Here is a 25,959-nt window from a genome sequence, read left to right as displayed (position 1 = left end):
ATGTCCCCGACGGCGGCTGGTGTCAAGGAGAGGTGGACTCGTTTCACGTGAAACAATGAATGGCGAGCTTTGCCATCCCCACCGGACAACTGCGAAGCTGGCAGCGGCGTCGGCGTTTCACGTGAATCATTGCGGGATAGGCAAAAGCCCGTGTTTCACGTGAATCACTTACCAATGCAGAATTGCGAAAAGATGACGTCGAGCAAATCCTCGACGTCGACGGCGCCGACGATGCGTCCAAGGCGCTCGGCGGCCAGCCGCAGTTCCTCGGCGCGCAGCTCCTGTCTTTGGCCCGACAGTGCCGCCCGCAGGAAATCCACTGCCTCTTTGAGCAACTCTACATGGCGCAGCCTGGATGGCAGCACGTCACCCACCTCGCCAACCGCAGCGGCGGCGCGGGCCCCTATCTCGTTCAGAAGGCGGTCCAGACCGCCGCCGTCCTTGGAAGAAATAACCAAGTCGTAGTCACCGCCGCCGGCATTGGCGATATCCGACTTCGTTCCGATCCTCAGCACCGGAGCCCCACCTGGGATATCCCCAACGGGCGCCGGATCAGCCATATCCTCCAACAGCAGAACGAGATCGGCAACGTCAGCTTTGGCCCGCGCCCTTTCGATACCGATCGACTCGACCTTGCCCGCAGCCTCCCGCAGACCGGCCGTATCGACAAGCCGCACCTTCAGCCGGTTAAGGTCCATCACCACCTCGATCAGATCGCGCGTCGTGCCCGGCTCGTCGGTGACGATCGCCGCTTCGCGCCGCGCCAACGCGTTGAACAAGCTGGACTTGCCGGCATTCGGGGCGCCGAGGATCACGACTTCGAAACCATCGCGAATGATCTCCGCGGCCTTGAAACCTCCGATGTGGCGATCGATTTCCCCGATCATTACCGACACGTCGGACCAGACCGCCTCCGAAACGGAACCCGGCACATCCTCTTCCTCGGCGAAGTCGATCTCCGCTTCGATCATGGCTCGCGCATGAATCAGCCGGCGGCGCCAGTCCGAATAGAGTTCGCTTTGCGCGCCTTCGGCATTGCGCAGGGCGAAGCGGCGTTGCGCCTCCGTCTCGGCATTGACCAGATCGGCCAGTGCCTCCGTCTCGACCAGATCCAGCCTGCCGTTGAGAAAGGCGCGCCGGGTGAATTCGCCCGGCTCGGCGTGCCTGACGCCCTCGAAGCCGGTGATCGTCTCCAGCATCTTGGCCGCCACGGCGCGGCTGCCATGGACCTGGAACTCGGCAACGTCCTCCCCGGTGAAGCTGCCGGGACCTGGAAAGAACAGGACGAGGCCGTGATCGATGATCGAGCCGTCCGCCGCCCGGAGTCTTCGCAACGTGGTAAACCGATCCTTAACGGATCCGGCGATCGTTTCGACCACGAATCGAGTCTTGGGGCCGGAAATTCGGATGACGGCGATGCCTGCCGGCAGGCGGCCGCTCGACAGCGCAACGATCGAATCCTTCGAACTCATTGGGGAAACCATTTGCCGGACCTGCCGAACCGCCTAGATTGAACGGTAGAGCACGGCCGAAAGCCGCTTCACACTTTTCGGCATCATGCTCCAGCGTTGATGCATCAGACCCAAAAATGAGCCGCCCATCGTGACCTTACCCGCACGAAACCTGCTTGCCGAAGAGGCCAGCCCCTATCTGCAGCAGCACAGCGACAATCCTGTCCATTGGCGCGGCTGGTCGCCTGCGGCCCTTGCCGAAGCGAAGCAGCTCGGGCGGCCGATCCTGCTCTCCATCGGTTACGCCGCCTGCCACTGGTGCCATGTCATGGCCCACGAAAGCTTTGAGAACGACGCCGTGGCCGCCGTCATGAACCGGCTCTACGTGAATATCAAGGTGGATCGCGAAGAGCGGCCCGACATCGACCAGATCTATATGGCGGCGCTGCATGCCATGGGCGAGCAGGGCGGCTGGCCGCTCACCATGTTTCTGACGCCCGACGGCAAGCCTTTCTGGGGCGGTACCTATTTCCCGCGCGAGGCGCGTTACGGAAGGCCGGGCTTCATCCAGGTGCTGGAAGCGGTCGACAAGGCCTGGCGCGAGAAGCAGCAGAACCTCGCCGAAAGCGCCGACGGGCTGACCGCCCATGTCGAGCAGCGGCTAGCCAGCGCGACGGGCAAGGCGGTGCTCGATCGCGACACGCTGGCCGACCTCGCCACCCGCATCGGCGGCATGATCGACCGCGATCTCGGCGGCTTGAAGGGCGCGCCGAAATTCCCCAACGCGCCCTTCATGCACACGCTTTGGCTGTCCTGGCTGCGTGACGGCGAGGCCGCGCATCGCGACGCGGTGCTCGCCAGCCTCGAAAAAATGCTCGCCGGCGGCATTTACGACCACATAGGCGGCGGTCTCAGCCGCTACTCCACCGACGCCGAATGGCTGGTGCCGCATTTCGAGAAGATGCTTTACGACAACGCCCAGCTCATCCGCCTGTGCAACTGGGCCCATGCGGCCACCGGGAATGACTTGTTCCGGATACGAATCGAAGAGACCGTCAGCTGGCTGCTGCGCGAGATGCTGGTCGAAGGCGGCGCCTTCGCCGCCAGCCTCGATGCCGACAGCGATGGCGAGGAGGGGCTTTTCTACACGTGGAACCGCGACGAAGTCGAAGCCGCGCTCGGCGACGATACATCGACCTTCTTCCGGTATTTCGAGCTCGCCGCGCCGCATGGCTGGGAAGGCAAGCCGATCATTCGCCAGAGCGAGACCCAGCAAGCTCAAGGCATCGCCGACTATTCGCAATTGGCGGCTCTGAAGGCAAAGCTGTTGGGCGTCCGCGAAGGGCGGGTCAGGCCGGGCCGCGACGGCAAGGCGCTCACCGACTGGAACGGGCTGATAATCGCAGCGCTCGCCGAGGCGGGCCGCTCGCTTGGGCGGCATGACTGGATCGACGCCGCCGCAAAAGCCTTCGGCCATATCGTCGAGGCCGGCCAGGAAGGACGGCTGCCGCATTCCATGCTAGGCGCGAAAAAGCTCTTTCCGGCGCTGTCCAGCGACTATGCCGCCATGACCAACGCGGCGATCGCGCTGTTCGAGGCGACCGGCGATCCGGCCTATTCCGATCGCGCCAGGCAGTTCATCGGCGAGCTCGACCGCTGGCACTTGGATGAACAAAAGAGCGGCTACTGGCTGACGGCGTCGGACAGCGGCGACGTTCCGATCCGCATCCGCGGTGATGTGGATGAAGCAATCCCGTCCGCCACCGGCCAGATCGTCGAGGCGCTGGTGCGGCTGTCATCGCTCACCGGCGACCTCGGTCTCTGGGAAAAGGCGTGGACGACCGCCGAGCATGCAATGGGCCGCGCCTCGCAGCAGGCCTACGGCCAGGCCGGCATCGTCAACGCCTGTGCCCTGGCGCTCGAGCCGCTGAAGCTTGTCATCATAGACAAGCTGGATTCGCCAAGCCTCGTTCCGGTTGCGAATCGGAATCCCGACCCGCGCCGGGTCGACATTGTCGTTCCGGTCGGTGCGGAAGCGAATCGACCGTTGTTGCCGGGCAGCGTTTTGCCGCCGACGGATAAGCCCGGCGCCTGGTTCTGCAGCGGGCAGGTGTGCATGCCGGTGGTGACCGATGCGGAGGAGTTGGAGAGGCTGTTGCGGCGATAGCGCCTTTCTCCTTCTCCCCTTGTGGGAGAAGGTGTCGCCGAAGGCGACGGATGAGGGGTGCTCCAGGGAAAGCCAGCGTCTCATTCCGCTGGAACACCCCTCATCCGTCTCGGCGCTGCGCGCCGATCCACCTTCTCCCACAAGGGGAGAAGGAGAAGGGCCTCGCCCCAATCACGTATTCATCGAATCGAAGAAGTCCGCGTTGGTCTTGGTCTGCTTGAGCTTGTCGATGAGGAACTCGATCGCGTCGGTCGTGCCCATCGGCGCGAGGATGCGGCGCAGCACGAAGATCTTCTGCAGGTCCGCGCGCGGCACCAGCAGGTCTTCCTTGCGGGTGCCCGATTTGAGGATGTCCATCGCCGGGTAGATGCGCTTGTCGGCCACCTTGCGGTCGAGCTGGATTTCGCAGTTGCCCGTGCCCTTGAACTCTTCGAAGATGACTTCGTCCATGCGGCTGCCTGTATCGATCAGCGCGGTGGCGATGATGGTGAGCGAGCCGCCTTCCTCGATGTTGCGGGCGGCGCCGAAGAAGCGCTTCGGGCGCTGCAGCGCGTTGGCGTCGACACCGCCGGTCAGCACCTTGCCGGATGACGGCACCACGGTGTTGTAAGCGCGGCCGAGACGCGTGATCGAATCCAGCAGGATGACGACGTCGCGGCCATGCTCGACCAGGCGCTTGGCCTTCTCGATCACCATTTCGGCGACCTGCACGTGGCGCGCCGCCGGCTCGTCGAAAGTCGAGGAAATCACCTCGCCCTTCACCGAGCGCTGCATGTCGGTCACTTCCTCCGGACGCTCGTCGATCAGAAGCACGATCAGATAGCATTCCGGGTGGTTGGCGGTGATCGAATGGGCGATGTTCTGCATCAGCACCGTCTTGCCGGTGCGCGGCTGCGCGTTGATCAGCGCGCGCTGTCCCTTGCCGATCGGCGCGACCAGGTCGATCACGCGCGGCGAGATGTCCTTGGAGGTCGAATTGTCGATCTCCATCTTCAGCCGCTTGGTCGGGTAGAGCGGCGTCAGATTGTCGAAGTGGATCTTGTGCCGGATCTTCTCCGGGTCGTCGAAATTGATGGTGTTGACCTTGAGCAGCGCGAAATAGCGCTCGCCCTCTTTCGGGCTGCGGATCGGTCCTTCGACCGTATCGCCGGTCTTGAGCGAAAAGCGCCTTATTTGCGACGGCGAGATATAGATGTCGTCGGGACCCGGCAGGTAGTTTGCGTTGGCCGAGCGCAGGAAGCCAAAACCGTCCTGCAGCACCTCGACCACGCCTTCGCCGATGATTTCGACGTCCTGGGCGGCGAGCTTCTTCAGGATCGCGAACATCAGCTCCTGCTTGCGCATGACGCTGGCGTTCTCCACCTCGAGCGTCTCGGCATAAGCGATCAGCTCCGGCGGCTTCTTGTTCTTGAACTCTGCGAGTTTCATTTCTTGCATTAGATAGACTCTGGGTAGGCTTTGGAGAGGGAAATCGGCTGGATGCGACAAATGTCGGGCGCGGCCGAAAGCGAGAAAAGGGGCGGCGCATGACGGGAAGGAAGACCCGTCTTGTATCGTCGCTCGACTGAAAGAGCAAGCCGCCTTTTGCTGGGCCTGGCCGGATCCGGGAAAGCCTCAGAACGGCTTCACGACGACCAGGATGACGATGACGATCATCAGCAATGTGGGGATCTCATTGACGATCCGCCAGTGCCTCGCCGGCTTTTCGTTCTTGTCCTCGGCAAATTTCCTGACCGCGCCGGCGAGATAGCCATGCAGCCCCGACAAAATGAGCACCAGCGCGATCTTGGCATGCAGCCAGCCGCCCTGGAGTCCAAAGCCTTTCCAGGCAAGCCAAAGCCCGAACACCCAGGTCGCGGTCATCGCCGGATTGATGATCCCTCTGAGCAGCCGGCGCTCCATCACCTTGAAGGTTTCGGACTGAACCGAGCCCCTTTCGGCATCGACATGGTAGACGAAGAGACGCGGCAAATAGAGCATGCCGGCCATCCAGGAAATGACCGCAATCACATGGATCGCCTTGGCCCACGGATAGAAGCTGTCGGGTGCCGCGAGATAAAGCAGCGCCGTCAGCACGACGAGCAGGGCAATGCCGATCGCCATGCGCTCCATCGCCTGGCCGGTGCTGTTCTCGCTGCTCGCGCTGTTCTCGTTGCTTACATCCCTCATTGCCGGCTTCTCACCATTTTCACCATCGCCTCGACATGCGCCACCGGCGTTTCCGGCGTGATGCCGTGGCCGAGATTGAAGATCAGCGGCCCGTCACCCAAGGTCCTCAGGATTGCCTCGACGCCATCAGAGAGCGCCTTGCCGCCGGCGACCAGGCGCAACGGATCGAGATTGCCTTGCACCGCTCCGTCGCGCTGCAGCTCCTTCGCCATCGACAACGGCACGGTCCAGTCGAGACCGAGACCGGCAATGCCGGTCTTTCTTCTGTAGTCGCGATAGCGCTCGCCCGCGCCCTTCGGGAAACCGATCACCGGCACATCGGGGTGAACCGCCTTCACTTGGGCGACGATCTCGGCCACCGGCTCGACGCAGAAAGCCTCGAAGGACGGCTCGTCCAGCACGCCCGACCATGAATCGAAAATCTGCACCGCATCGGCGCCGGCCTCGATCTGGCGGATGAGATAGGCGGCCGAATGATCGGCCAATATCTTCAGAAGCCGCGCGAAGGCCTCGGGCTCGCGATAGGCGAATAGCCGGGCAGGGCCCTGGTCGGGCGTGCCGTGGCCGGCGATCATATAGGTCGCCACCGTCCATGGCGCGCCGCAGAAGCCGAGCAGCGTCGTCTCATCGGGCAGTTTCGCCCGCAGCCGGCGCACGGTCTCGTAGACCGGTTCGAGATTCACGTGAAACACGTCGCTGTTCAGCGCCGCAATCTCGACCGCCGAGATCGGCTTCAGGATCGGTCCGCGGCCCTCCTCGAAGCGGACGTCCCGCCCCAGGGCATTGGGCACAACGAGAATGTCGGAGAACAGGATCGAGGCGTCGAAGCCGAAGCGCTCGATCGGCTGCAGCGTTACCTCGACGGCAAGGTCCGGATCGTAGCAGAGATCGAGGAAGGACCCCGCTCGCTTCCTGGTCTCGCGATACTCCGGAAGATAGCGGCCCGCCTGACGCATCATCCAGAGCGGCGGCGGTGAAACCGTCTCGCCCTTGAGGACGTCGAGCACGATCCGTTTCCCAGCCATCCTGCGCTGCCCTCTCTACAGCGCCGCGCGTCCTTAGACGCGCAAAGGACGCTGTAGCGCTTTCATTTAGCGCATGATCCTTTCCGAACCTCTGGTTCGGGGTCATGCGCGCTCCTCTTAAATCAAATATCTATTTTAAAAGAGTCTTCTGATTCTAAGAGTCTGTTGGTTGTGATGGTTGCGACCTGTCCAGCCTGCGGCTCGAAAAGGCCAGTCAGCATATTGTCGCGTAATCTCTTTCGCAATTTGGAGGGTTCTGGGGACGAAGCGGATTCCAGCTTTGAAGTCAAAAGCTTAGACTTACCGTTCCGAACCTCGCCCTGTGGATGAGATCGGCCAAGAAAACTTGATCCCCGGTTTTGTCCCCAGCGCCGCGACAAAGCCTACAGCGGGTCGAATTGTGGACAAGCGGCCATCTGATACAGTCGCTTCCTTGCCCAAGGCCTGCCCATCCAGCCTTGTCCACAATTGCCCACAGCCTGGACCCATCCCCTGTGAACAAACCTCAGAGCTTCTTCCATCTGCATCTGATCTCCGACGCCACCGGCGAGACGCTGCTGGCGGCCGGCCGCGCGGCGTCCGCGCAATACAAGGATGCGCGCGCCATCGAGCACATTTATCCGCTGATCCGCACGGAAAAGCAGATCGCCAAGGTCTTCGAGGACATCGAGGAGGAGCCCGGCATCATCCTCTATACAGTGGTCGACCAGAAGCTGGCGCGCTCGATCGATGAGCGCTGCGCTGCGATGGGCCTGCCTTGCGTCTCGGTGCTGGAACCGGTGCTGACCGTCTTCCAGTCCTATCTCGGCACGCCGGCCGGTCGCCGCGTCGGCGCCCAGCACGTGCTCGACGCCGAATATTTCCGCCGCATCGATGCCTTGAACTTCACCATGGAGCATGATGACGGCCAGCTGCCGGCCAATATGGACGATGCCGATATCGTGCTGATCGGCATTTCGCGCACCTCGAAGACGCCGACCAGCATCTATCTCGCCAATCGCGGCATCAAGACCGCCAACATCCCGATCGTGCTCGGCGTGCCGCTGCCGGAAAGCCTGATCGCCGCCAAGACGCCTTTGGTCGTCGGCCTGGTCGCCACGGCCGAGCGCATCTCGCATGTGAGGCAAAACCGCATCCTCGGCAACAGCGCCGCCTTCGTGCCGACCGACTATGTCGACCGCGCCGCGATCAACGAGGAGCTCGCCTATGCCCGCCAGCTTTGCACGCGGCATGGCTGGCCGATGATCGATGTCAGCCGCCGCTCCATCGAGGAAACGGCGGCGGCGATCGTTGCCCTGCGGGGCAAGACGCGCTAGGGCAAGCGACATAAGTGAGCACTCCGTCCAACACCCCTCATCCGACCGAGCTTCGCTCGGCCACCTTCTCCCACAAGGGGAGAAGGAAGAACGCGGCGCCAGCGTCCTGCGATTACCGCCAGGCGGCGATTTGCGGTGACGTTGGACTTTCCTTCTCCCCTTGTGGGAGAAGGTGGATCGGCGCGACAGCGCCGAGACGGATGAGGGGTGCTGGACGGATCGCAACGGTTGAATGAACCATCATGCCTGAAAAGATCATCCTCGCTTCGGGCAGCCCGTACAGGAAGGCGATGCTCGTCAGCGCCGGCCTCGACATCGAGGCGGTGCCGGCAAATGTCGACGAGCGCGCGCTCGAGGCTCCGCTGAAGGACAGCGGTGTTTCACCGGAGGACGTCGCGTCGATCCTGGCCGAGGCCAAGGCGACCGAGGTCAGCGAGCGCAAGCCTGGCGCCCTGGTGCTCGGCTGCGATCAGACGCTGTCGCTGGGCGACGAGATCTTTCACAAGCCCGCCGACATGGAAGGCGCCCGCCGCCATCTCCTGGCCTTGTCCGGCAATACGCATCAGTTGAACAGCGCCGCGGTGCTTTGCCGCGACGGCGCAGTGCTGTGGCGCCATGTCGGCGTAGTAAGCCTCACCATGCGCAAGCTCGACCCCGGCTTCATCGGCCGGCACCTGGCCCGCGTCGGCGCCAAGGCGCTTTCCAGCGTCGGCGCCTATCAGATCGAGAGTGAAGGCATCCAGCTGTTCGAGAAGATCGAGGGCGACTATTTCACCATCGTCGGCCTGCCGCTGCTGCCGCTGCTGAAGGAGTTGCGTGCATTGGGAGCCATCGATGGCTGAGAAAAAGGCCTTCGTCGCCGGACATCCGATCGCGCATTCGCGCTCGCCGAAGATCCACGGCTACTGGCTGGCCAAATACGGCATCGACGGCAGCTATGGAGCGATCGACGTCGCGCCGGCGGATTTCGCCGCCTTTCTGAAATCTCTCGGCGAGAACGGCTACCGCGGCGGCAACGTCACCATTCCGCATAAGGAAGCCGCTTTCGCCGGAGTGGCCCGACGCGACCATGCGGCCGATGAAATCGGCGCGGTCAACACATTGTGGTTCGAGGATGGCATTCTGTGTGGCGGCAACACGGACGGCTACGGTTTCGCCGCCAACCTCGATGAGCATGCGCCGGGCTGGGCGGCCAATGGGCCGGCCGTGGTTCTGGGCGCCGGCGGCGCCTCCCGCGCGGTCATCCACGCGCTGAAGGAGCGTGGCGTCAAGGATATCCGCATCGTCAATCGGACGCTCGCGAGAGCCGAGGAACTCAGCCGCCATTTCGGCGCCGGGGTCTCGGCGCATGGCGCGGGCGCGCTCAGTGAGCTGCTTGCCGATGCCGGCCTGCTGATCAACACCACCTCGCTCGGCATGCATGGTGACGCCACGCTCTCCGCCGATCCGGCAGGCTTGCCCGGCCACGCCATCGTCACCGACATTGTCTATGTGCCGTTGGAAACGCCCTTGCTTGCCGCCGCCAGGGCGCGCGGCCTGAAGACGGTCGATGGTCTCGGCATGCTGCTGCATCAGGCCGTGCCAGGTTTCGAACGCTGGTTCGGCAGGAAACCCGAAGTGACGCCCGAATTGCGGCGCATGATCGTCGCCGACATCGAGGGCCGCTGATGATCGTGCTTGGCCTCACCGGATCGATCGGCATGGGCAAGTCCACCACGGCGAAAATGTTCGCCGAAGCCGGCGTGCCGGTGCATGATTCCGACGAGACCGTGCATCGCCTTTATTCCGGCAAGGCCGCCCCTCTGGTCGAAGCGGCCTTTCCGGGCACGACGCAGGTGGGCGCGGTCGACCGGGTCAAGCTCGCCGAAAAAGTGCTCGCCGATCCGGCCGCGCTGAAGCGGCTGGAGGCAATCATTCACCCGCTGGTGCGCGCCGACGCCGACGCGTTTCTCGCAACGCATCGCGCCGCCGGCGCGCGGCTTGCCGTGCTCGACATCCCGCTGCTGTTCGAAACCGGCGGCCGCAACCGCGTCGACAAGGTCGTGGTCGTCACCGCGTCGCCCGAAATCCAGCGTGAACGCGTGCTCGTCAGGCCGGGCATGAGCGAGGAGAAGTTTTCATCCATCCTCGCCAGGCAGGTGCCCGACGCCGAAAAGCGCCGCCTGGCCGATTTCATCATCGACACCGGCCATGGCTTCGACGCCGCGCGAAAGGCGGTCGAGGCGATCGTCGCCGAACTCTCAGGGGAAAAGTCCGGCAAAGCCGGCTCCTGACATTACAGCGCCGCGCGCCCGTTCGGACGCGCAAAGGACGCTGTAACGCTTTGAATTTGCGCATGATCCTTTTCCGAAAATCGATTCCGATTTTCGGAGGTCAGGCGTTAGGCCGTCACCAGTCCCCATTGCCATTTTGTTCTGGTGTATGATTCTGCTCGTTTGGGAAGCGAACTGATTCGAATGCGTGAGATCATCTTCGATACGGAAACCACCGGCCTCGATTTGCGCGACGACCGCATCATCGAGCTCGGCGGCGTCGAGCTGGTCAACCGTTTTCCGACTGGGCGCACCTTCCACAAATTCATCAATCCGCAAGGCCGCGCCATCCATGCCGAGGCGCAGGCCGTGCACGGCATCAGCGCCGCCGACCTGATGGGCAAGCCGACCTTCGCCGAGATCGTCGATGAGTGGCTGGCCTTCACTGACGGCGCCAAGCTGATCGCGCACAACGCCGCCTTCGACCTCGGCTTCCTCAACCTCGAATATAGCCGGCTCGACCATCCGGCCATCGATCCCGGCCGCATCGTCGACACACTGGCTTTGGCCCGCCGCAAGCATCCGATGGGCCCAAACTCGCTCGATGCGCTCTGCCGGCGCTACGGCATCGACAACACACGCCGCACCAAGCACGGCGCGCTGCTCGACTCCGAATTGCTGGCCGAGGTCTATATCGAGCTCATCGGCGGCAAGCAGGCGGCGCTGGTGCTGGAGTCCGTGGCGGTGCACATGAATGGCGCCGGCGAGGTGGCCGATATCGACATCTCGATCGGCGCCCGGCCGATCGCCCTGCCGCCGCGGCTCAGTGAAACGGATCGAGCGGCGCATGCCGGGCTGGTCGCGACGCTCGGCGAAAAGGCGCTGTGGCTGAAAGTGGCGGTGGGTTGATCGGGCGCTATTGGCGCTGACCTTGGAGACAGCGCCCTTTCCAATCCGATCGCGATCTGTCGCGGCAGCCATTGAACGGTTGGTCCCGTCGAAGGATCGCGTTAGTTTGATCGCGCGCGACGACCGCGCCCAAACCCGCCCGCAAAGGACCGCGATGACCGGACCCAATCCCAACGTCAAGCATCCGATTGCGATGCATCCGCGCGTCGGTTTCCTGAAGGGACTGGTGACGTCGACCAACATCGAGATCGGCGACTTCACCTATTACGACGACCCCGACGGTCCCGACAAATTCGCCGAGAAATGCGTGCTGCATCACTACGACTTCATCGGCGACAAGCTGATCATCGGCAAGTTCTGCGCCATAGCCGAAGGCGCGCGTTTCATCATGAACGGCGCCAATCACGCCATGTCGGGCTTCTCGACCTATCCGTTCAACATCTTCGGCCATGGCTGGGAGGAAGGCTTCGACCCGCAGACCTGGTCGAAGGAGATCCGCGGCGACACCACGATCCGCAATGACGTGTGGATCGGCATGGATGCGGTGATCATGCCGGGCGTGACGGTGGGTGACGGCGCCATTGTCGCGGCGAAATCGGTTGTCACGCACGACGTGCCGCCTTATGCGATCGTGGCCGGCAATGCGGCCAAGGTGGTGAAGATGCGCTTCGACGAGTTCACGGTGCGGCGGCTATTGAAGGCGGCCTGGTGGGACTGGCCGGTCGACAAGATCAGCCGCAACCTCAATGCCATCCGCGGCGCCGACATTTCCAGGCTGGAGGCGGCGGTTTGAGCGCGCCCGAAAAAATGACAAACGACAAGACCCCGAACGAAACGGCGATCAGCCCGGAGCTGTTCACCCGCGGCTGGGTCTTCATCCGCGGCGTGCCGTCGATGAAGTTCCTGCCGCCGGAAGGCCCGCCGGAGATCGCCTTCGCCGGCCGTTCCAATGTCGGCAAATCGTCGCTGATCAACGCGCTGGTCGGGCATAAGGGCCTGGCGCGGACGTCGAACACGCCGGGCCGCACGCAGGAGCTCAACTATTTCGTGCCCGACGGCTTTTCCGGCGAGGGCGCCGACTTGCCGCCGATGGCGCTGGTCGACATGCCGGGCTACGGCTATGCCAGCGCGCCGAAGGACAAGGTCGATGAGTGGACGAAGCTGATCTACGAATATCTGCAGGGCCGCGTGACGCTGAAGCGCGTCTATGTGCTGATCGACGCGCGCCACGGCATCAAGGCCAAGGACGAGGAAGTGCTGACCCTGCTCGACAAGGCGGCAGTGTCCTACCAGGTGGTGCTGACCAAGACCGACAAGATCAAGGCCGTGGGCGTGCCGAGGCTGATCGAGGAGACGCTGGCCAAGATCAAGAAGCGGCCGGCGGCGTTTCCGCTGGTGCTGGCCATCTCGTCGGAAAAAGCCGAGGGCTTGGACGAGCTGCGCGCCGCCATCGCCCTTGTTGCGAACGGCGGCTGATGCCGCCCGCCAGGGACCGATCCCTCAGGATCAATCCATCTCGTCGCGTTCCGGCTCGCGATCGCGCCGGCCGCTGAGGATCTCGCGCTTGCCGACATGGTTGGGAGCGCCGACCAGGCCTTCCTTCTCCATGCGCTCGACCAGCGAGGCGGCGCGATTGTAGCCGACGCCGAGGCGGCGCTGGATGTAGGAGGTCGAGCACTTCTTGTCGCGCTTGACCACTTTGACGGCTTCCTCATAGAGCGCGTCGCCATCCTCCGCGGCCATCGCGCTTTTGTCGAAGACCGGGCCAGTGTCGGCCGCTTCCTGTTCCTCTTCCTCGTCGGCGGTAACGGTGTCGAGATATTCGGGACGTCCCTGCGCCTTCAGATGCGCCACGACATGCTCGACCTCGACATCGGAAACGAAGGGGCCATGCACGCGCGAAATGCGCCCGCCGCCGGCCATGTGCAGCATGTCGCCCTGGCCGAGCAGCTGCTCGGCGCCCTGCTCGCCGAGGATGGTGCGGCTGTCGATCTTCGACGTCACCTGGAAGGAGATGCGGGTGGGGAAATTGGCCTTGATCGTGCCGGTGATGACATCGACCGACGGGCGTTGCGTCGCCATGATCAGATGGATTCCGGCGGCGCGTGCCATCTGCGCCAGCCGCTGGATGGCGCCTTCGATCTCCTTGCCGGCCACCATCATCAGGTCGGCCATCTCGTCGACGATGATGACGATATAGGGCATCGGAGCCAGGTCGATCGCGCGCTCCTCGAACAGCGGCTCGCCCGTGCCTCTCTCGAAGCCGGCCTGCACCTGCATGGTCACGACCTCGCCCTTGTCGCGGGCGCCTGCCGCGCGCTGGTTGTAGCCGTCGATGTTGCGCACGCCGAGGCGCGCCATCTTGCGGTAGCGGTCCTCCATCTCGCGCACCGCCCATTTCAGCGCCGTGACGGCCTTCTTCGGATCGGTGACGACCGGCGTCAGAAGATGCGGGATGCCGTCATAGACGGAGAGCTCCAGCATCTTGGGGTCGACCATGATGAGACGGCATTCCTGCGGTTTCATCCTGAAGAGCAGCGACAGGATCATGGTGTTGATGGCGACCGACTTGCCGGAGCCGGTGGTGCCCGCCACCAACAGATGCGGCATCTTTGCGAGCTCGGCGATGACCGGCTCGCCGCCGATCGTCTTGCCGAGGCCGAGCGCCAGCTTGCAGGAGGTGTTGCGGAAGCCGGCCGAGCCGATCAGCTCGCGGAAATAGACCGTCTCGCGCGTCTCGTTGGGCAGCTCGATGCCGATGACATTGCGGCCCGGCACCACGGCGACACGCGCCGAGACGGCCGACATGGAGCGGGCGATATCGTCGGCGAGCCCGATGACGCGGCTGGATTTCACACCCGGGGCCGGCTCGAACTCGTAGAGCGTGACGACCGGCCCCGGCCGGACATGGATGATCTCGCCCTTGACGCCGAAATCCTCCAACACGCTTTCGAGCAGATCGGCATTCTGCTCCATCCGCTCCTGCGACATGTAGAAGCCCTGGCCCTCGGGCGGCATCTGCAAAAGCTCTTCCGAAGGAAGCTCGTAGCCGCTCATCGCGGATAGCGGCTCGACCTCGCCGGCCATGGGCAACGATGGTGCCTGCCTGGCTTTCCTGGCGCTTACCGGGGTGGAGATCGGCATGGGCTTGGCAGGCGCCGGTTGGGCGGCCGCCGGAGCCGGCACGGGCGCCAAGATCGGACTTGCCTCCGCCGTGTTGGAGCGCCATTCGATGACCCGGTAAAATGACGTCGCCTCACCCGGGAAGGCGGCACGGGGCTGGACCGGTTGCGCGACCGGACGCTGCGCCGGCACCGGCTGCATCAGAGGCTGCGCCGGAACGGCAGGCGCCTGCCCGGCCTCATTCAGACGCGCCCGCGCCAGGCGCTCGGCCAGGAAAGGCATGCCGAACTCGAAAAAGGCATGATCGGAAAGATAGGACCAGCGCAATCCGCTCAGGCGCGGTTTTGGTGTCGGAGCAGCAGCCTGGCTCGGCGCGGCCGCTGCGGCCGGGACGATGGCAGGGGCAACAGTGGCTGGTGCGCGGATCGACCCGGTTTGCATCGGCGCCGAGGCGGGAGCGGCGGAACTTTTCCGGACCGGAGCGGCTGGCGGCGGAGCCGGAGGCGCAGGCCGGACGGGCTCGGCCGCGGATGCCTTGCTCTGAGCGGCATCCTCCGGCGGAGCGGCCCGCCTGGCGAGGTCGGTGTCCGGCGTGCGCGTGAAACGCACATTGGGCGCAAGGAAGAAATAGTTCTGCCAGGCGGGGAGGCCGAAATCGTCGCCGGCCGAATCGCCGGCCGATTCGGGCGATGCGTTACGAGCGGCGGTCGATTCGGCCCCGGGCAGGACTCGCAGCGGCACGACCTGCCCTGCTTGCGGGACCGCGCCATGGCGCCCGGTTTCCCGCGGATTGCGATGTTCGTCGTCGCTGTCGTGGGCTGAGGCGCCGGGATGATTGGCACGGGGGAAACGCATGGATGTCATACTCGAGACTCGCCGATTGAACGTCTCCCGAGACATAGGAAGCGATGGTTAACAGGTCCTTCCGAAAGCGCCTGCCGGACGATGCCGATCGATATTTTGAGAGGGGGATCTTCAGGCCGGTCTTCGCGGTCGAGGCGGACCGCACCGATGGATTTCGCGGCGACGCCTAGCGACCCCTTCAGCTTCGCCCTTTGCGCTCCGGAATCCGCATGCCCGAACGGTCAGGCCGATTGTAACGCCCGTTCCTCGGCGAAGAATTTTTCCGTGGCATAGGCCTTGAGAAACACTTCGACGCCGGACGTCACGACGTGCTCGATCTCCGCCTGGCTCGGCGCTTTCGTGCGATAGGAAAAGATGCACTGGCGGAACAGGCCGGCGAGGCAAAGCTCGGTGAACTGGTAGGCGGCAAGGTCGACGTCGGCGATCTGAAGCAGGCCGCGTTCGACGGCTTCGTTGAGGAAGGCCATCACCTTGTCGTGGCCGCGCTTGGGGCCGCGTTCGTAGAAGCGCGCGCCAAGTTCCGGAATCCGATCGGCCGCGCCGACCACGGTGCGCTGGGCCTGGATGACCTTGGCCGAGGTGATCTTCAGCGAAAGCACGGTGCCGAACTTCACCAGCGTCTTGCGCAGGTCGTCGAAATGGTCGAGCACTTCATACATGTTCTTGAAGATGGTGCCGCGCTCTTCCTCGATGAGCGCCTCGAACAGCTCTTCCTTGTTTTGAAAATAGACGTAGATCGTGCCCTTGGAGACGCCGGCCTCGCGCGTGATGTCGTTCATCGAGGCCGCTTCAAAACCCTTGTCTATAAAGACGCGGCGGGCGCCCTCGATGATCTGGGCCCGTTTTACGGGATCCTGCCCGGCCGCCGGGCGGCCCTTGCGTAAGTCGAGCAGATCGCTATCGGCTGTCGTGTCGACCATGGAAGTCGTTCCTTGAAAAATATTTCGAACCGCTCGGTTCGATTTCCTCTTGATATGGTCCTCTTTCCGCGCTATGTCAATCTCCAATTCGAACCGAACGGTTCAGTATGACTGACATCCAGAGAGATCGCTATGTCCTCGAACGCGCCCGCCACCGCCGAAGTCCGCTCTTTTCCCAACGCCAAGGTCCAGCCTTCGACCGAAGCGCCGGAAGTTCCTGTCCAGCCCGCCGCTCCCGTTGCGACGCCGGCGGCTGAAGCACCCGCCAAGAAGCAGCGCTCTGTCCGCTCTTTCCTGTTACCGATCATCGGGCTTGCCCTGCTCGGCGCCGGTTCCTGGTATGGGTATAACTATTGGACCGACGGACGGTTCATGATCTCCACCGACGACGCCTATGTCCAGGCCGACATGTCGTTCGTGTCGCCGAAAATATCCGGTTATATCGACAAGGTGCTGGTGAGCGAGAACCAGCAGGTGAAGGCCGGCGATCCTCTGTTCGTCATCGACAATGGCGACTACAAGATCGCCGTGGCGCAGGCCGAGGCGCAGATCGCCACCTTGAGCAAGACGCTCGACCGCATCGACGCCCAGACCAAGGCGGCCCAGGCTTCGCTGTCGCAGGCCCAGGCGCAGAAGGTCGCGGACCAGGCCGCCGCCGACAATGCGGCGCGCGCCCAGCTGCGGGCGGCGCAACTCGTCAAGACCCATGTCGGCACGCAGGCCCAGCTCGACGACGCCCAGACCGCGCTCGACCAGGCCAAGGCGGCGCTTGTCGGCGCCGATGCGCAGATCGCGGCGGCGCAGGCCAATATCGGCGTGCTGGAAGCGCAGCGCGCCGAGTCGGCCTCGACGCTCGCCTCGCTGCAACTCACCCGCGACAAGGCCCTGCGCGATCTGTCCTTCACCGTGCTGAAGGCGCCCTATGACGGCGTCGTCGGCAACCGCTCGGTCGAGCAGGGTGATCTCGTCAGCCCCGGCCAGAAGCTCGCCGTCGTCGTGCCGATGGACAAGCTCTACATCGTCGGCAACTTCAAGGAGACGCAGCTCGGCCGGATGATGCCTGGCGAGAAGGTCCGCATCACCGTCGACGCTATCGACGGCCAGACCTTCGAAGGCACGGTTTCCTCGCTGGCGCCGGCTTCGGGCGCGGTGTTCTCGCTGCTGCCGCCGGAAAACGCCACCGGCAACTTCACCAAGGTGGTGCAGCGCGTGCCCGTGCGCATCGACGTGCCGGCCGACGTGCTGAAGGCCGGCAAGCTGCGCGCCGGGCTGAGCGTCGTCGTCGCGGTCGACAGCCGCACCGCGCCGGCTTCGACGACCAACTGATTGGGGGGGCGGCCCGGCGGCCGATTGAGCGCCGGGCCGTCCAGCCTGCCTTATCGTTTTCGACGCAATTCGGGACCGCCACGCGCTTGTCCCGGGAATTGCCCAGGGAGGCCATGACATGGCAACCGCAACCATCACCGCAGGATCAACGCCCGGACGTCCGGTCGCTGCCGCGCCGGCCCTGTCCGCGGACCATATGCCTGTGCGCCGCGTCGTCGCCTTCCTGGCGATGGTGTTCGGCATGTTCATGGCGATCCTGGACATCCAGATCGTCTCGGCCTCACTCTCGGAAATCCAGGCGGGCCTGAGCGCCAGCTCCGACGAGATCCCGTGGGTGCAGACCGCCTACCTGATCGCCGAGGTGGTGATGATCCCGCTGTCCGGCTTCCTCAGCCGCATGCTGTCGACGCGCGTGCTGTTCACCACCGCGGCGGCCGGCTTCACCGCGGCCAGCGCGCTCGCCGCGACCGCCACCAATATCGACCAGATGATCGTCTACCGCGCCATCCAGGGCTTTATCGGCGGCGGCATGATCCCCAGCGTCTTCGCGGCCGCCTTCACTATCTTCCCGCCTTCCAAGCGCGCCGTCGTCTCGCCGATGATCGGCCTGGTAGCGACGCTGGCGCCGACGATCGGCCCGACGGTGGGCGGCTATATCAGCCACGCCATGTCCTGGCACTGGCTGTTCCTGATCAACGTCGTGCCCGGCATCCTGGTGGCGACGGCGGCCTGGTCGCTGATCGATTTCGACAAGCCCAACCTGAAACTGTTCTCCAAGTTCGACTGGTGGGGTCTGGTCGGCATGGCCGCTTTCCTCGGCTGCATGGAATATGTGCTGGAGGAAGGCCCGAACCACGACTGGCTGCAGGAGCCGGCGGTGTTCGCCTGCGCCATCATCATGACCATCGGCGGCGTCATCTTCTTCTGGCGCGTCTTCACCGCCGAGGAGCCGATTGTCGACCTCAGGGCCTTCAGCAACGTCAACTTCGCCTTCGGCTCGCTGTTCTCCTTCGTCGTCGGCATCGGCCTCTACGGGCTCACCTATCTCTATCCGGTGTTCCTGGGGCGTATCCGCGGCTACGATTCGATGATGATCGGCGAGGCGCTGTTCGTCAGCGGCCTGGCGATGTTCTTCACCGCGCCCGTTGCCGGCATCCTGTCGAACAAGATCGACCTCAGGCTGATGATGATGATCGGCTTCGTCGGCTTCGCCACCGGCACCTGGTGGATGACGCATCTTACCGCCGACTGGGATTTCTATGAGCTGTTGATCCCGCAGATCCTGCGCGGCTGCTCGATGATGCTGTGCATGGTGCCGATCAACAACATCGCGCTCGGCACGCTGCCGCCGGAACGGCTGAAGAATGCGTCAGGCCTGTTCAACCTGACCCGCAACCTCGGCGGCGCCGTCGGCCTCGCGGTGATCAACACGGTGCTGATCGACCGCAACGCCTTTCACTATGCGCGGCTCTCCGAGCATGTGCAGTGGGGCAGCGAGGCGGCGCAGACCAAGCTGCAGAACATGACGCAGAATTTCGAGCAGACCGCCGGTCTCGACGCCGCGAGCGCTGCGGTCTCGAAACTGTCCGGCATGGTGCACCAGCAGGCGGCGCTTTTGTCCTTCATGGATGTGTTCATGATGCTGACGGTCCTGTTCGCCTCGCTCGGATTTTTCGTGCTGTTCATCAACAAGCCGGCCCCGCAGGGCGGCGGTGGCGGCGGAGGCCATTGAGGAGCCGGAACCCCCGCCTGGCGTCCTCAACGCGTGACCCCGGAAATCGGTGACGATTTCCGGGGTCATTCTTTTTGGAGAGATTGAAAGTGGCTCCAAGGTGGGTTGAGATTCAGGTCAGGCCGAGTCGAAAATGGTGGTTCCGAGAACCGGAGCGGAGCGTACTTTCCGTACGTGAGCACCGGAAGCGCAGGAAGCCGCCATTTGCAGGCCGGCCTCACCTGAATCTCAACCCACCTCAGGCTGAAGCCGGCTTGAAGCTCAGCGCCACGCCGTTGATGCAGTGGCGCAGGCCGGTGGGCGGCGGGCCGTCATCGAAGACATGGCCGAGATGACCGCCGCAGCGCCGGCAATGGACCTCGGTGCGGGTCATGCCGAGCGAGCGGTCCTCGGTCTTGCCAATGGCGTTGGGGATTTCCTGCCAGAAGCTCGGCCAGCCGGTGCCGGAATCGAATTTGGTCTCCGACGAATAGACCGGCAGGTCGCAGCCGGCACAGGCGAAGATGCCCTTGCGATGCTCGTTGAGCAGCGGGCTGGTGCCGGGATATTCGGTGCCTTGCTTGCGCAGCACATCGAAGGCCTCGTCCGAAAGGATGGCGTGCCATTCGGCATCGGTCTTGGTGATTTCGAACGTCTCGGCGGCGAGAGCGGGCTTCGGTCCGCCGGCACGCAGCATCGCTGCGGACCCGACGATGAGAGCGGTGGCGGCGGCCCCGCTCCAGAGAAAATCGCGACGGTTCATGGCCGTTCCTCCTGACGCATTTTGCCAAGATAGAGCCCAGGCCGGAAATCAAAAGCCGGTGACGCCCCATCTCTTCGTTCGAGCAATTCCGGACAGAACCTTCCTGGAACGCTCCGGATGCTGCTCCGCGCCGCCCTTGCGGGACGGACGCGGAGCACACCCCTGCCGGCGGCGCGGATCTTGAATGATACGGCCAGCGCTCAGCCATGTCTTCGCCGGCCAGGCCCGCTTTGTTACATCTTCGGCAAGAGAACCTTGTCGATGACATGGATGACGCCGTTCGACTGGCGGACATCGGCGATGGTGACATGGGCAACGTTGCCGTTCTCGTCGGTGACGGTGACCTTGCCCTTCTCCGCCTTCAGCGTCAGCTCGCAGCCGCCGACCGTCTTGACCTGGTGGGCGCCGCCATCGGCCTTGGCCATCTTGGCGACGTCGGCGGCCAGCGCCTTGGCGGCGACGACATGGCAGGTCAGCACCTTCGTCAGCTTGTCCTTGTTCTCGGGCTTGAGCAGCGTGTCGACCGTGCCGGCGGGCAGCGCCGCGAAGGCCTCGTTGGTCGGCGCGAAGACGGTGAAGGGGCCGGCGCCCTGCAGCGTGTCGACCAGGCCGGCGGCCTTGACGGCGGCGACCAGCGTGGTGTGGTCCTTCGAATTGACGGCATTCTCGATGATGTTCTTCTTGGCATACATCGGCGCGCCGCCGACCATCGGATTGGCAGCGTAGGCAACGGCGCCGAGCGCCGAAAGACCAAGTGTAGCGGCAAGCAAAAGGGTAGCGAGTTTACGCATGGTGTCAGTCTCCTCGGGTTATTTTCTTCCCGTCCTTGGGAACGCGAGGAGATACGGGTCCGAAAAACGTTAGTTTCACGAAGGGCGCGATTTTTTATTCCGGTGCTTTATTGCGTCTGCGTCACTGATGGCGGCAGCGAAATTTTCCCGCCTAGAAAGGGCAGGATATAGACTTCAGTTAGTCTTCGGTAACCGGCTGACCAGGGTCAGATGCCCTTCAGGTCACCCGCGGCGACGACCGGACCGGTAGGCTGGCCGGTCGGCGAACCGCCAGAGGGCTCGAGGCTGACGGCGAGCACGGCGCCTTGCGCCAGCTTCCGCTGGACGGCCGGCGTGACCGCCATGCGCGCGGTCGGGCCGGCGGGGATGACACCCATCGAAACCGGCGCGTTCTTGCCCTCGATCATCCACAGCTCGAAATCCTTGCCGGCGCCGCGGTCGCCGGAGACCAGCGACAGGCCGACCTCATGGCGGGCGGCGTCATAGACCGCAAGATATTTGACGTTGCTGTTGTCGGCGGCCAGAGAGGCGACCAGCCTGGTCTCGGGCGGCTGGACCGGCGGCCTGACGTAAGGCAGGGCGACATAGACGGCCAAAGCGGCGATGGCCGCGGCGGCGAGGCCGCGCCAGAAGGCGAGGCTCGCCCACAGGCCGCCGCTGGGCGCCGTGGACGCGGACGACGCGAACAGGCGGCGGTCGATTGCCACTTTCACGGAAGCCGGCGGCTCGACCGCGGCATAGGCGGCGGCCATGGGCGCGAAATGGGCTTCCCAGGCGTCGACCAGGCGGGCGAACGACGCCTCGGCATCGATGCGACGGGAAGCGATCTGGCGCTCGTCGGCTGCCAGGACACCGAGAACATATTCGGCGGCGAGCAGGTCGTCGCCTCCACGTTCCGGTCCGTTGTCCTCTGCCAGCGTCATCTTTCCAGGCATTCTCTCAGTTTCAGCAGGCTTCGCCGCAGCCAGGTCCGCATCGTGTTCAGCGGAACCTTGAAGCGCTCCGCCAGCTCGGCATAGCTCTCGCCGCCCAGATAGGCGCCCCGGACGGCTGCCGCCCGGTCTTGCTCCAGTTCGTCGAGGCAATGGTAGATGCGTTCGGTCTCGCCGCCCGCCACAGCCATGGCCTCGGGTCCCGGCGCCGGATCGGCGACGTCGAGGGCCGTATCGATGTTGGCAGAAGGACTGCGCCGCGACCGGATGCGATCGATCGCATGATTGCGCGCAACGGCCACCAGCCAGGAAATCGGGCTCAAATCGGAAACCGCGAAACGATCCGCCTTCGTCCAGATTTTGACGAAGACCTCCTGCAGCGCTTCTTCCGCATCACCCCGGTCCCTCAAGACACGAAGGCAGACGCCGAAAAGTTTCCCGCTGGTCTGCTTGTAGAGCAGATCGAACGCCGCCCGGTCCTTCATCGAAGTCCGGACGATCAGCTTGCTGATATCCTGCGGCGCCATGCAGGCAAATTAGAAGATTGCGATCTAATTGCAACGGCGGCGGAAGCGTTGTCCACCAGCGGCCACGGGCCGATCCTACGCGGCTCGATGGAGAAGCTTTCAGGACGGCTGAAGCGGCGGGCTGAAGCCTCCCAACCTCGTCATTCCAGGGCGGAGCAGCCGCGCAGCGGCGTCGCGAAGACCCTGGAATCCATTCCGTGACCTTAGTCAAAAGTGCAGCGGAGCAGAATTCTGCACCGCGGCAGCGCTCGGACGTTACGGAATGGATCCTCGGGTCTGCGCGCGTCGCGTCGCTCCTTGCTCAGCCCGTGGATGAAGAGGTTGGGCCGTTTCGGCCAATCTCCAAGGCATGCCGCCTGCCAACATAAACACGGCCTGCCCCGGGCAAAATTACTGTGCTGGGAGCTAGCAGATTTCGTCATTGTGTCGGTGAAACCAGCGCAAACGCCGGCGATTGTCTGAAGCCTCCCAACCTCGTCATTCCAGGGCGGAGCAGCCGCGCAGCGGCGTCGCGAAGACCCTGGAATCCATTCCGTGACCTTAGTCAAAAGTGCAGCGGAGCAGAATTCTGCACTGCAGCGGCGCTCGGACGTTACGGAATGGATCCTCGGGTTTGCGCGCGTCGCTTCGCTCCTTGCTCCGCCCGTGGATGACGAGGTTGGGCCGTTTCGGCCAATCTCCAAGGCATGCCGCCTGCCAACACCAACACGGCCTACCCCGGGCAAAATTACTGTGCTGGGAGCTAGCAGATTTCGTCATTGTGTCGGTGAAACCAGCGCAAACGCCGGCGATTGCTGAAGCCCTTCCAACCTCGTCATTCAAGGGCGAAGCAGCCGCGAAGCGGCGTCGCGAAGACCCTGGAATCCATTCCGTGACCTTAGTCAAAAGTGCAGCGGAGCAGAATTCTGCACCGCGGCGGCGCTCGGACGTTACGGAATTGGATCCTCGGGTCTGCGCGCGTCGTTACGCTCCTTGCTCCGCCCGTGGATGACGAGGCAGGGCCGTTTCGGCGAGTCTCCAAGGCATGCCGCTTGCAACGCAAAGGCAGCCGGCCGGTCAAAATCCGTGTGCTGGGGAACTGGCAGATATCGTTATTGTGACCGCAAAGCCGTTTGCGACCTGCGGCAATTCCAGCTAAGAGGCCGCCATTCACGCTAGCTGGGATCGATACCGATGACGGACATCGCCGCCAACGCCGAAATGCAGGCCGCGCTGCTCTCTCGCGCGCTGCCTTATATGCAGCGCTACGAGAACAAGACGGTGGTGGTGAAATATGGCGGGCATGCCATGGGCGATACGGAGCTCGGCAAGGCGTTCGCCCGCGACATCGCGCTGTTGAAACAATCCGGCGTCAATCCGATCGTCGTGCATGGCGGTGGGCCGCAGATCGGCGCGATGCTCACCAAGATGGGCATCGAATCCAAGTTCGAGGGCGGCCTGCGCGTCACCGACCAGAAGACGGTCGAGATCGTCGAGATGGTGCTGGCGGGCTCGATCAACAAGGAGATCGTGGCGCTGATCAACGCCGAGGGCGAGTGGGCGATCGGGCTCTGCGGCAAGGACGGCAACATGGTGTTCGCCGAAAAGGCGCGCAAGACCATGGTCGATCCGGATTCCAACATCGAGCGGGTGCTCGATCTCGGCTTCGTCGGCGAGCCGGTCGAGGTCGACCGCACGCTGCTCGACCTTCTGGCGCGCTCGGAAATGATCCCGGTGCTGGCACCGGTGGCGCCCGGCCGCGACGGCCACACCTACAACATCAATGCCGACACCTTTGCCGGCGCCATCGCCGGCGCCTGCCGCGCCTCGCGCCTGCTCTTCCTCACCGACGTGCCGGGCGTCCTCGACAAGAACAAGAAGCTGATCGACGAGCTGACCGTCGCCGAGGCCAGGGCGCTGATCAAGGACGGCACGGTGTCGGGCGGCATGATCCCGAAGGTCGAGACTTGCATCGAGGCGATCGAGCGCGGCGTCGAAGGCGTCGTCATCCTCAACGGCAAGACGCCGCATTCGGTGCTGCTGGAGCTGTTTACCGAGCACGGCGCCGGCACGCTGATCGTTCCGTAAGGAAGGCAAGTTCACCATTTCCATGCAATGGTGAGCCGCCATGTCAGCCGGCTAACTTTCTTGTCGCCGGCGCGCCTCGATCTTCAATGACCGGCGCGACGGACTTGCGTGGCTGACGCCCGACGATCATCGATTCCTCCTCGGCGTCCTGCGGCGCGCCCCAGAATTCGGCTAATGTCGGCCCATCCGTGATGCGGCCGTCGCGGACCAGAAATCCCCAGACCTCGCGGAACCAGACGCGGCGGCCCATCTTCGTGTACCAGCGCATCGAATGGCGCTGCTCGGGATCGGGGTGGAACAGGATGCGCGCCAGCGCCTTCGGCCGCGACTGCACCGCCACCTCGATCAGCTTGACGGCGAAGAACAGCATCCAGGGTTTCAGCCTGGTCATGTGCAGAACCTGGTGCTTGTAATCCCACAGGCGCACATCCTGCTGGATCACCTTGCGGTCCTTGGCGATGCGGAAGAACGGCGTCCAGCGACGCGGCGTGACATAGAGCGCCTGGATTTGGTCGGGGTCATAGGCGATGAGCTGGCGAAAGCCACGCCAGAGATCGCGCAAGGTCTCGTCCTCGAAGCCGGCGACCCAGGTCGCCATCGACAGGATGCCGTGCCGCCTGAGCAGCCGGATCGCCTCGCGGTCGGACTTCGTGCTGCCGCCCTTGCGGATCAGCGACAGCGTCTGCTCGTCGGTGTTCTCCATGCCGAGCAGCCAGCGGATGACGCCGGCCCTGCGATAAAGATGCAGGATATCGGCATCGCGCACGATATCGTCGGCGCGGGTCGAGCCGACGATCAGCACCGGCACGTTCTCGGCGATCATGGCGTCGAGAAAGGCGCGCCAGGCCTTTTTCGAGGAAGTCGGGTTCTCGTCGGCCAGATTGATCAGCTCGACGCCGTGCTCGCGATAGAGCCGGGCAATCTCCCTGGCGAATTTGACCGGGTCGCGGTGGCGCCAGCGGGTCCAGAAACCGCGCTGGCCGCAATAGTTGCACAGATGCGGGCAGCCGCGCGAGAACTGCATGACCACGGCCCGCTTGCCGCCCCAATAGGAGTAGCGGCGGTGATCGATCAGCTCCCAGCCGACCCGCCAGGCATCGAGGTCGGCGATGGTCATCGCCGCCTGCGTCGCGACAGGACCGCCGAAATCGTCGCGATAGGCGATGCCGGCGACGCTTGCCACCGGCTGGCGCATCTCGATTGCCTCGACCAGCGCCGTCGCGGTCGCCTCGCCTTCGCCGCGCACGATGAAATCGAAGACGTCGGTCGCTGCGAGGATATCGCGCCAGTGATAGGTCGGGAAGACACCGCCATAGATGACAACGACGCCCGGCGCGCGGGCCTTGATCATTTCGGCGATCTTCAAGGCGGTCGGATGCGCCGAGGTCGAGCCGGAATGGCCGATCAGCACGAAATCCGGATCGCCGCGCAGCGCCTCGTCCACCACCGCCGCAAGTGGCATCGGACCGAACTCGGCGTCGACCAGGCGTACCTGATGGCCGGAATCGATCAGCGGCCCGCCGATCGCCAAAAGACCGAGCGGCGGCAGGTGGTCGTCGGGCACACGGCTGCCGATGGCGGTGTGCGGCGGATTGATAAGCACGATGTTCAAGGCGGACCTCCATATTGGTCCGCTTGTGCTAATG

General features: G+C 64.0%; 22 protein-coding genes. 11 read left to right on the top strand and 11 right to left on the bottom strand.

What is annotated here, in order from left to right:
- Nucleotides 1-164: 164 nt before the first annotated feature.
- Entirely contained in the window at nt 165-1,472 is a 1,308-nt protein-coding gene (mnmE, locus tag LB523_RS21460) for a tRNA uridine-5-carboxymethylaminomethyl(34) synthesis GTPase MnmE (protein ID WP_224606742.1), read from the bottom strand.
- A gap of 130 nt (nt 1,473-1,602) precedes the next feature.
- On the opposite strand from mnmE, the gene LB523_RS21455 reads away from it, so the two are divergent.
- Complete coding sequence (locus tag LB523_RS21455; RefSeq protein ID WP_224606739.1) at nt 1,603-3,618, top strand: thioredoxin domain-containing protein; 2,016 nt, start codon at nt 1,603-1,605, stop codon at nt 3,616-3,618.
- Nucleotides 3,619-3,789: 171 nt separating this feature from the next.
- On the opposite strand, the gene rho is transcribed toward LB523_RS21455, so the two are convergent.
- The 3 genes from rho to hemE all read right to left on the bottom strand — a co-directional run bounded on the left by rho (nt 3,790) and on the right by hemE (nt 6,812).
- Nucleotides 3,790-5,055, bottom strand: coding sequence for a transcription termination factor Rho (gene rho, locus LB523_RS21450; RefSeq protein ID WP_095769513.1), 1,266 nt, complete (start codon nt 5,053-5,055; stop codon nt 3,790-3,792).
- A gap of 177 nt (nt 5,056-5,232) precedes the next feature.
- Nucleotides 5,233-5,787, bottom strand: a complete 555-nt coding sequence (gene hemJ / locus LB523_RS21445) for a protoporphyrinogen oxidase HemJ (RefSeq protein WP_224606736.1) — start codon at nt 5,785-5,787, stop codon at nt 5,233-5,235.
- Complete coding sequence (hemE, locus tag LB523_RS21440; protein WP_224606733.1) at nt 5,784-6,812, bottom strand: uroporphyrinogen decarboxylase; 1,029 nt, start codon at nt 6,810-6,812, stop codon at nt 5,784-5,786. Before hemE ends, hemJ begins: the two co-directional genes overlap by 4 nt.
- A gap of 494 nt (nt 6,813-7,306) precedes the next feature.
- Here hemE and LB523_RS21435 point away from each other — a divergent pair, with 494 nt between their 5' ends.
- The 7 genes from LB523_RS21435 (at nt 7,307) to yihA (ending at nt 12,765) form a co-directional block, all read left to right on the top strand.
- The gene (locus LB523_RS21435; RefSeq protein WP_095769510.1) at nt 7,307-8,128 is read left to right on the top strand and encodes a pyruvate, water dikinase regulatory protein; all 822 of its coding nucleotides are present in this window, start codon (nt 7,307-7,309) and stop codon (nt 8,126-8,128) included.
- A 242-nt stretch (nt 8,129-8,370) separates the two neighbouring features.
- Nucleotides 8,371-8,970: a Maf-like protein gene (locus LB523_RS21430; RefSeq protein ID WP_224606729.1), complete on the top strand. Its 600-nt coding sequence runs from the start codon at nt 8,371-8,373 to the stop codon at nt 8,968-8,970.
- Nucleotides 8,963-9,796 (top strand): shikimate dehydrogenase, encoded by an 834-nt coding sequence (locus tag LB523_RS21425; RefSeq protein ID WP_224606727.1) that lies wholly within the window; start codon nt 8,963-8,965, stop codon nt 9,794-9,796. Before LB523_RS21430 ends, LB523_RS21425 begins: the two co-directional genes overlap by 8 nt.
- Entirely contained in the window at nt 9,796-10,401 is a 606-nt protein-coding gene (gene coaE, locus LB523_RS21420; protein ID WP_224606724.1) for a dephospho-CoA kinase, read from the top strand. Before LB523_RS21425 ends, coaE begins: the two co-directional genes overlap by 1 nt.
- Before the next feature lie 183 nt (nt 10,402-10,584).
- Nucleotides 10,585-11,289 (top strand): DNA polymerase III subunit epsilon, encoded by a 705-nt coding sequence (gene dnaQ / locus LB523_RS21415; protein WP_224606721.1) that lies wholly within the window; start codon nt 10,585-10,587, stop codon nt 11,287-11,289.
- Between the two features lie 154 nt (nt 11,290-11,443).
- Entirely contained in the window at nt 11,444-12,082 is a 639-nt protein-coding gene (locus tag LB523_RS21410; RefSeq protein WP_224606718.1) for a CatB-related O-acetyltransferase, read from the top strand.
- Nucleotides 12,083-12,096: 14 nt separating this feature from the next.
- Nucleotides 12,097-12,765 (top strand): ribosome biogenesis GTP-binding protein YihA/YsxC, encoded by a 669-nt coding sequence (gene yihA / locus LB523_RS21405; RefSeq protein ID WP_224606715.1) that lies wholly within the window; start codon nt 12,097-12,099, stop codon nt 12,763-12,765.
- Between the two features lie 30 nt (nt 12,766-12,795).
- Here the strand turns inward: yihA and LB523_RS21400 are convergent, their stop codons facing one another.
- Both LB523_RS21400 and LB523_RS21395 read right to left on the bottom strand, forming a co-directional pair.
- Nucleotides 12,796-15,267, bottom strand: coding sequence for a DNA translocase FtsK (locus LB523_RS21400; RefSeq protein ID WP_224606712.1), 2,472 nt, complete (start codon nt 15,265-15,267; stop codon nt 12,796-12,798).
- A 230-nt stretch (nt 15,268-15,497) separates the two neighbouring features.
- A complete protein-coding gene (locus LB523_RS21395; protein WP_095769503.1) occupies nt 15,498-16,196 on the bottom strand; it encodes a TetR/AcrR family transcriptional regulator in 699 nt (232 codons plus the stop codon).
- Nucleotides 16,197-16,328: 132 nt separating this feature from the next.
- Here LB523_RS21395 and LB523_RS21390 point away from each other — a divergent pair, with 132 nt between their 5' ends.
- Nucleotides 16,329-17,522: an HlyD family secretion protein gene (locus LB523_RS21390; protein ID WP_224606709.1), complete on the top strand. Its 1,194-nt coding sequence runs from the start codon at nt 16,329-16,331 to the stop codon at nt 17,520-17,522.
- Between the two features lie 118 nt (nt 17,523-17,640).
- Nucleotides 17,641-19,254, top strand: coding sequence for a DHA2 family efflux MFS transporter permease subunit (locus tag LB523_RS21385; protein ID WP_224606706.1), 1,614 nt, complete (start codon nt 17,641-17,643; stop codon nt 19,252-19,254).
- Between the two features lie 238 nt (nt 19,255-19,492).
- On the opposite strand, the gene msrB is transcribed toward LB523_RS21385, so the two are convergent.
- The 4 genes from msrB to LB523_RS21365 all read right to left on the bottom strand — a co-directional run bounded on the left by msrB (nt 19,493) and on the right by LB523_RS21365 (nt 22,246).
- A complete protein-coding gene (gene msrB, locus LB523_RS21380) occupies nt 19,493-19,996 on the bottom strand; it encodes a peptide-methionine (R)-S-oxide reductase MsrB (protein WP_140845337.1) in 504 nt (167 codons plus the stop codon).
- A gap of 233 nt (nt 19,997-20,229) precedes the next feature.
- Nucleotides 20,230-20,787, bottom strand: a complete 558-nt coding sequence (locus LB523_RS21375; protein WP_224606703.1) for a fasciclin domain-containing protein — start codon at nt 20,785-20,787, stop codon at nt 20,230-20,232.
- Between the two features lie 206 nt (nt 20,788-20,993).
- The gene (locus LB523_RS21370) at nt 20,994-21,710 is read right to left on the bottom strand and encodes an anti-sigma factor domain-containing protein (protein ID WP_224606759.1); all 717 of its coding nucleotides are present in this window, start codon (nt 21,708-21,710) and stop codon (nt 20,994-20,996) included.
- Complete coding sequence (locus tag LB523_RS21365) at nt 21,707-22,246, bottom strand: sigma-70 family RNA polymerase sigma factor (protein ID WP_095769497.1); 540 nt, start codon at nt 22,244-22,246, stop codon at nt 21,707-21,709. Before LB523_RS21365 ends, LB523_RS21370 begins: the two co-directional genes overlap by 4 nt.
- A 1,173-nt stretch (nt 22,247-23,419) precedes the next feature.
- Between LB523_RS21365 and argB the strand changes: the two genes are divergently transcribed.
- Entirely contained in the window at nt 23,420-24,313 is an 894-nt protein-coding gene (argB, locus tag LB523_RS21360) for an acetylglutamate kinase (protein ID WP_140845333.1), read from the top strand.
- 43 nt (nt 24,314-24,356) lie between these two features.
- Here the strand turns inward: argB and bchE are convergent, their stop codons facing one another.
- Nucleotides 24,357-25,925, bottom strand: coding sequence for a magnesium-protoporphyrin IX monomethyl ester anaerobic oxidative cyclase (gene bchE, locus LB523_RS21355; protein WP_224606700.1), 1,569 nt, complete (start codon nt 25,923-25,925; stop codon nt 24,357-24,359).
- Between the last annotated feature and the right edge of the window lie 34 nt (nt 25,926-25,959).

This window comes from Mesorhizobium sp. ESP-6-4 (genome assembly GCF_020164735.1).
In the GTDB taxonomy this organism is placed as follows: Bacteria; Pseudomonadota; Alphaproteobacteria; order Rhizobiales; family Rhizobiaceae; genus Mesorhizobium.
Note: the sequence above shows the minus strand (reverse complement) of the source record. Positions and strands in the feature narration are given on the sequence as shown.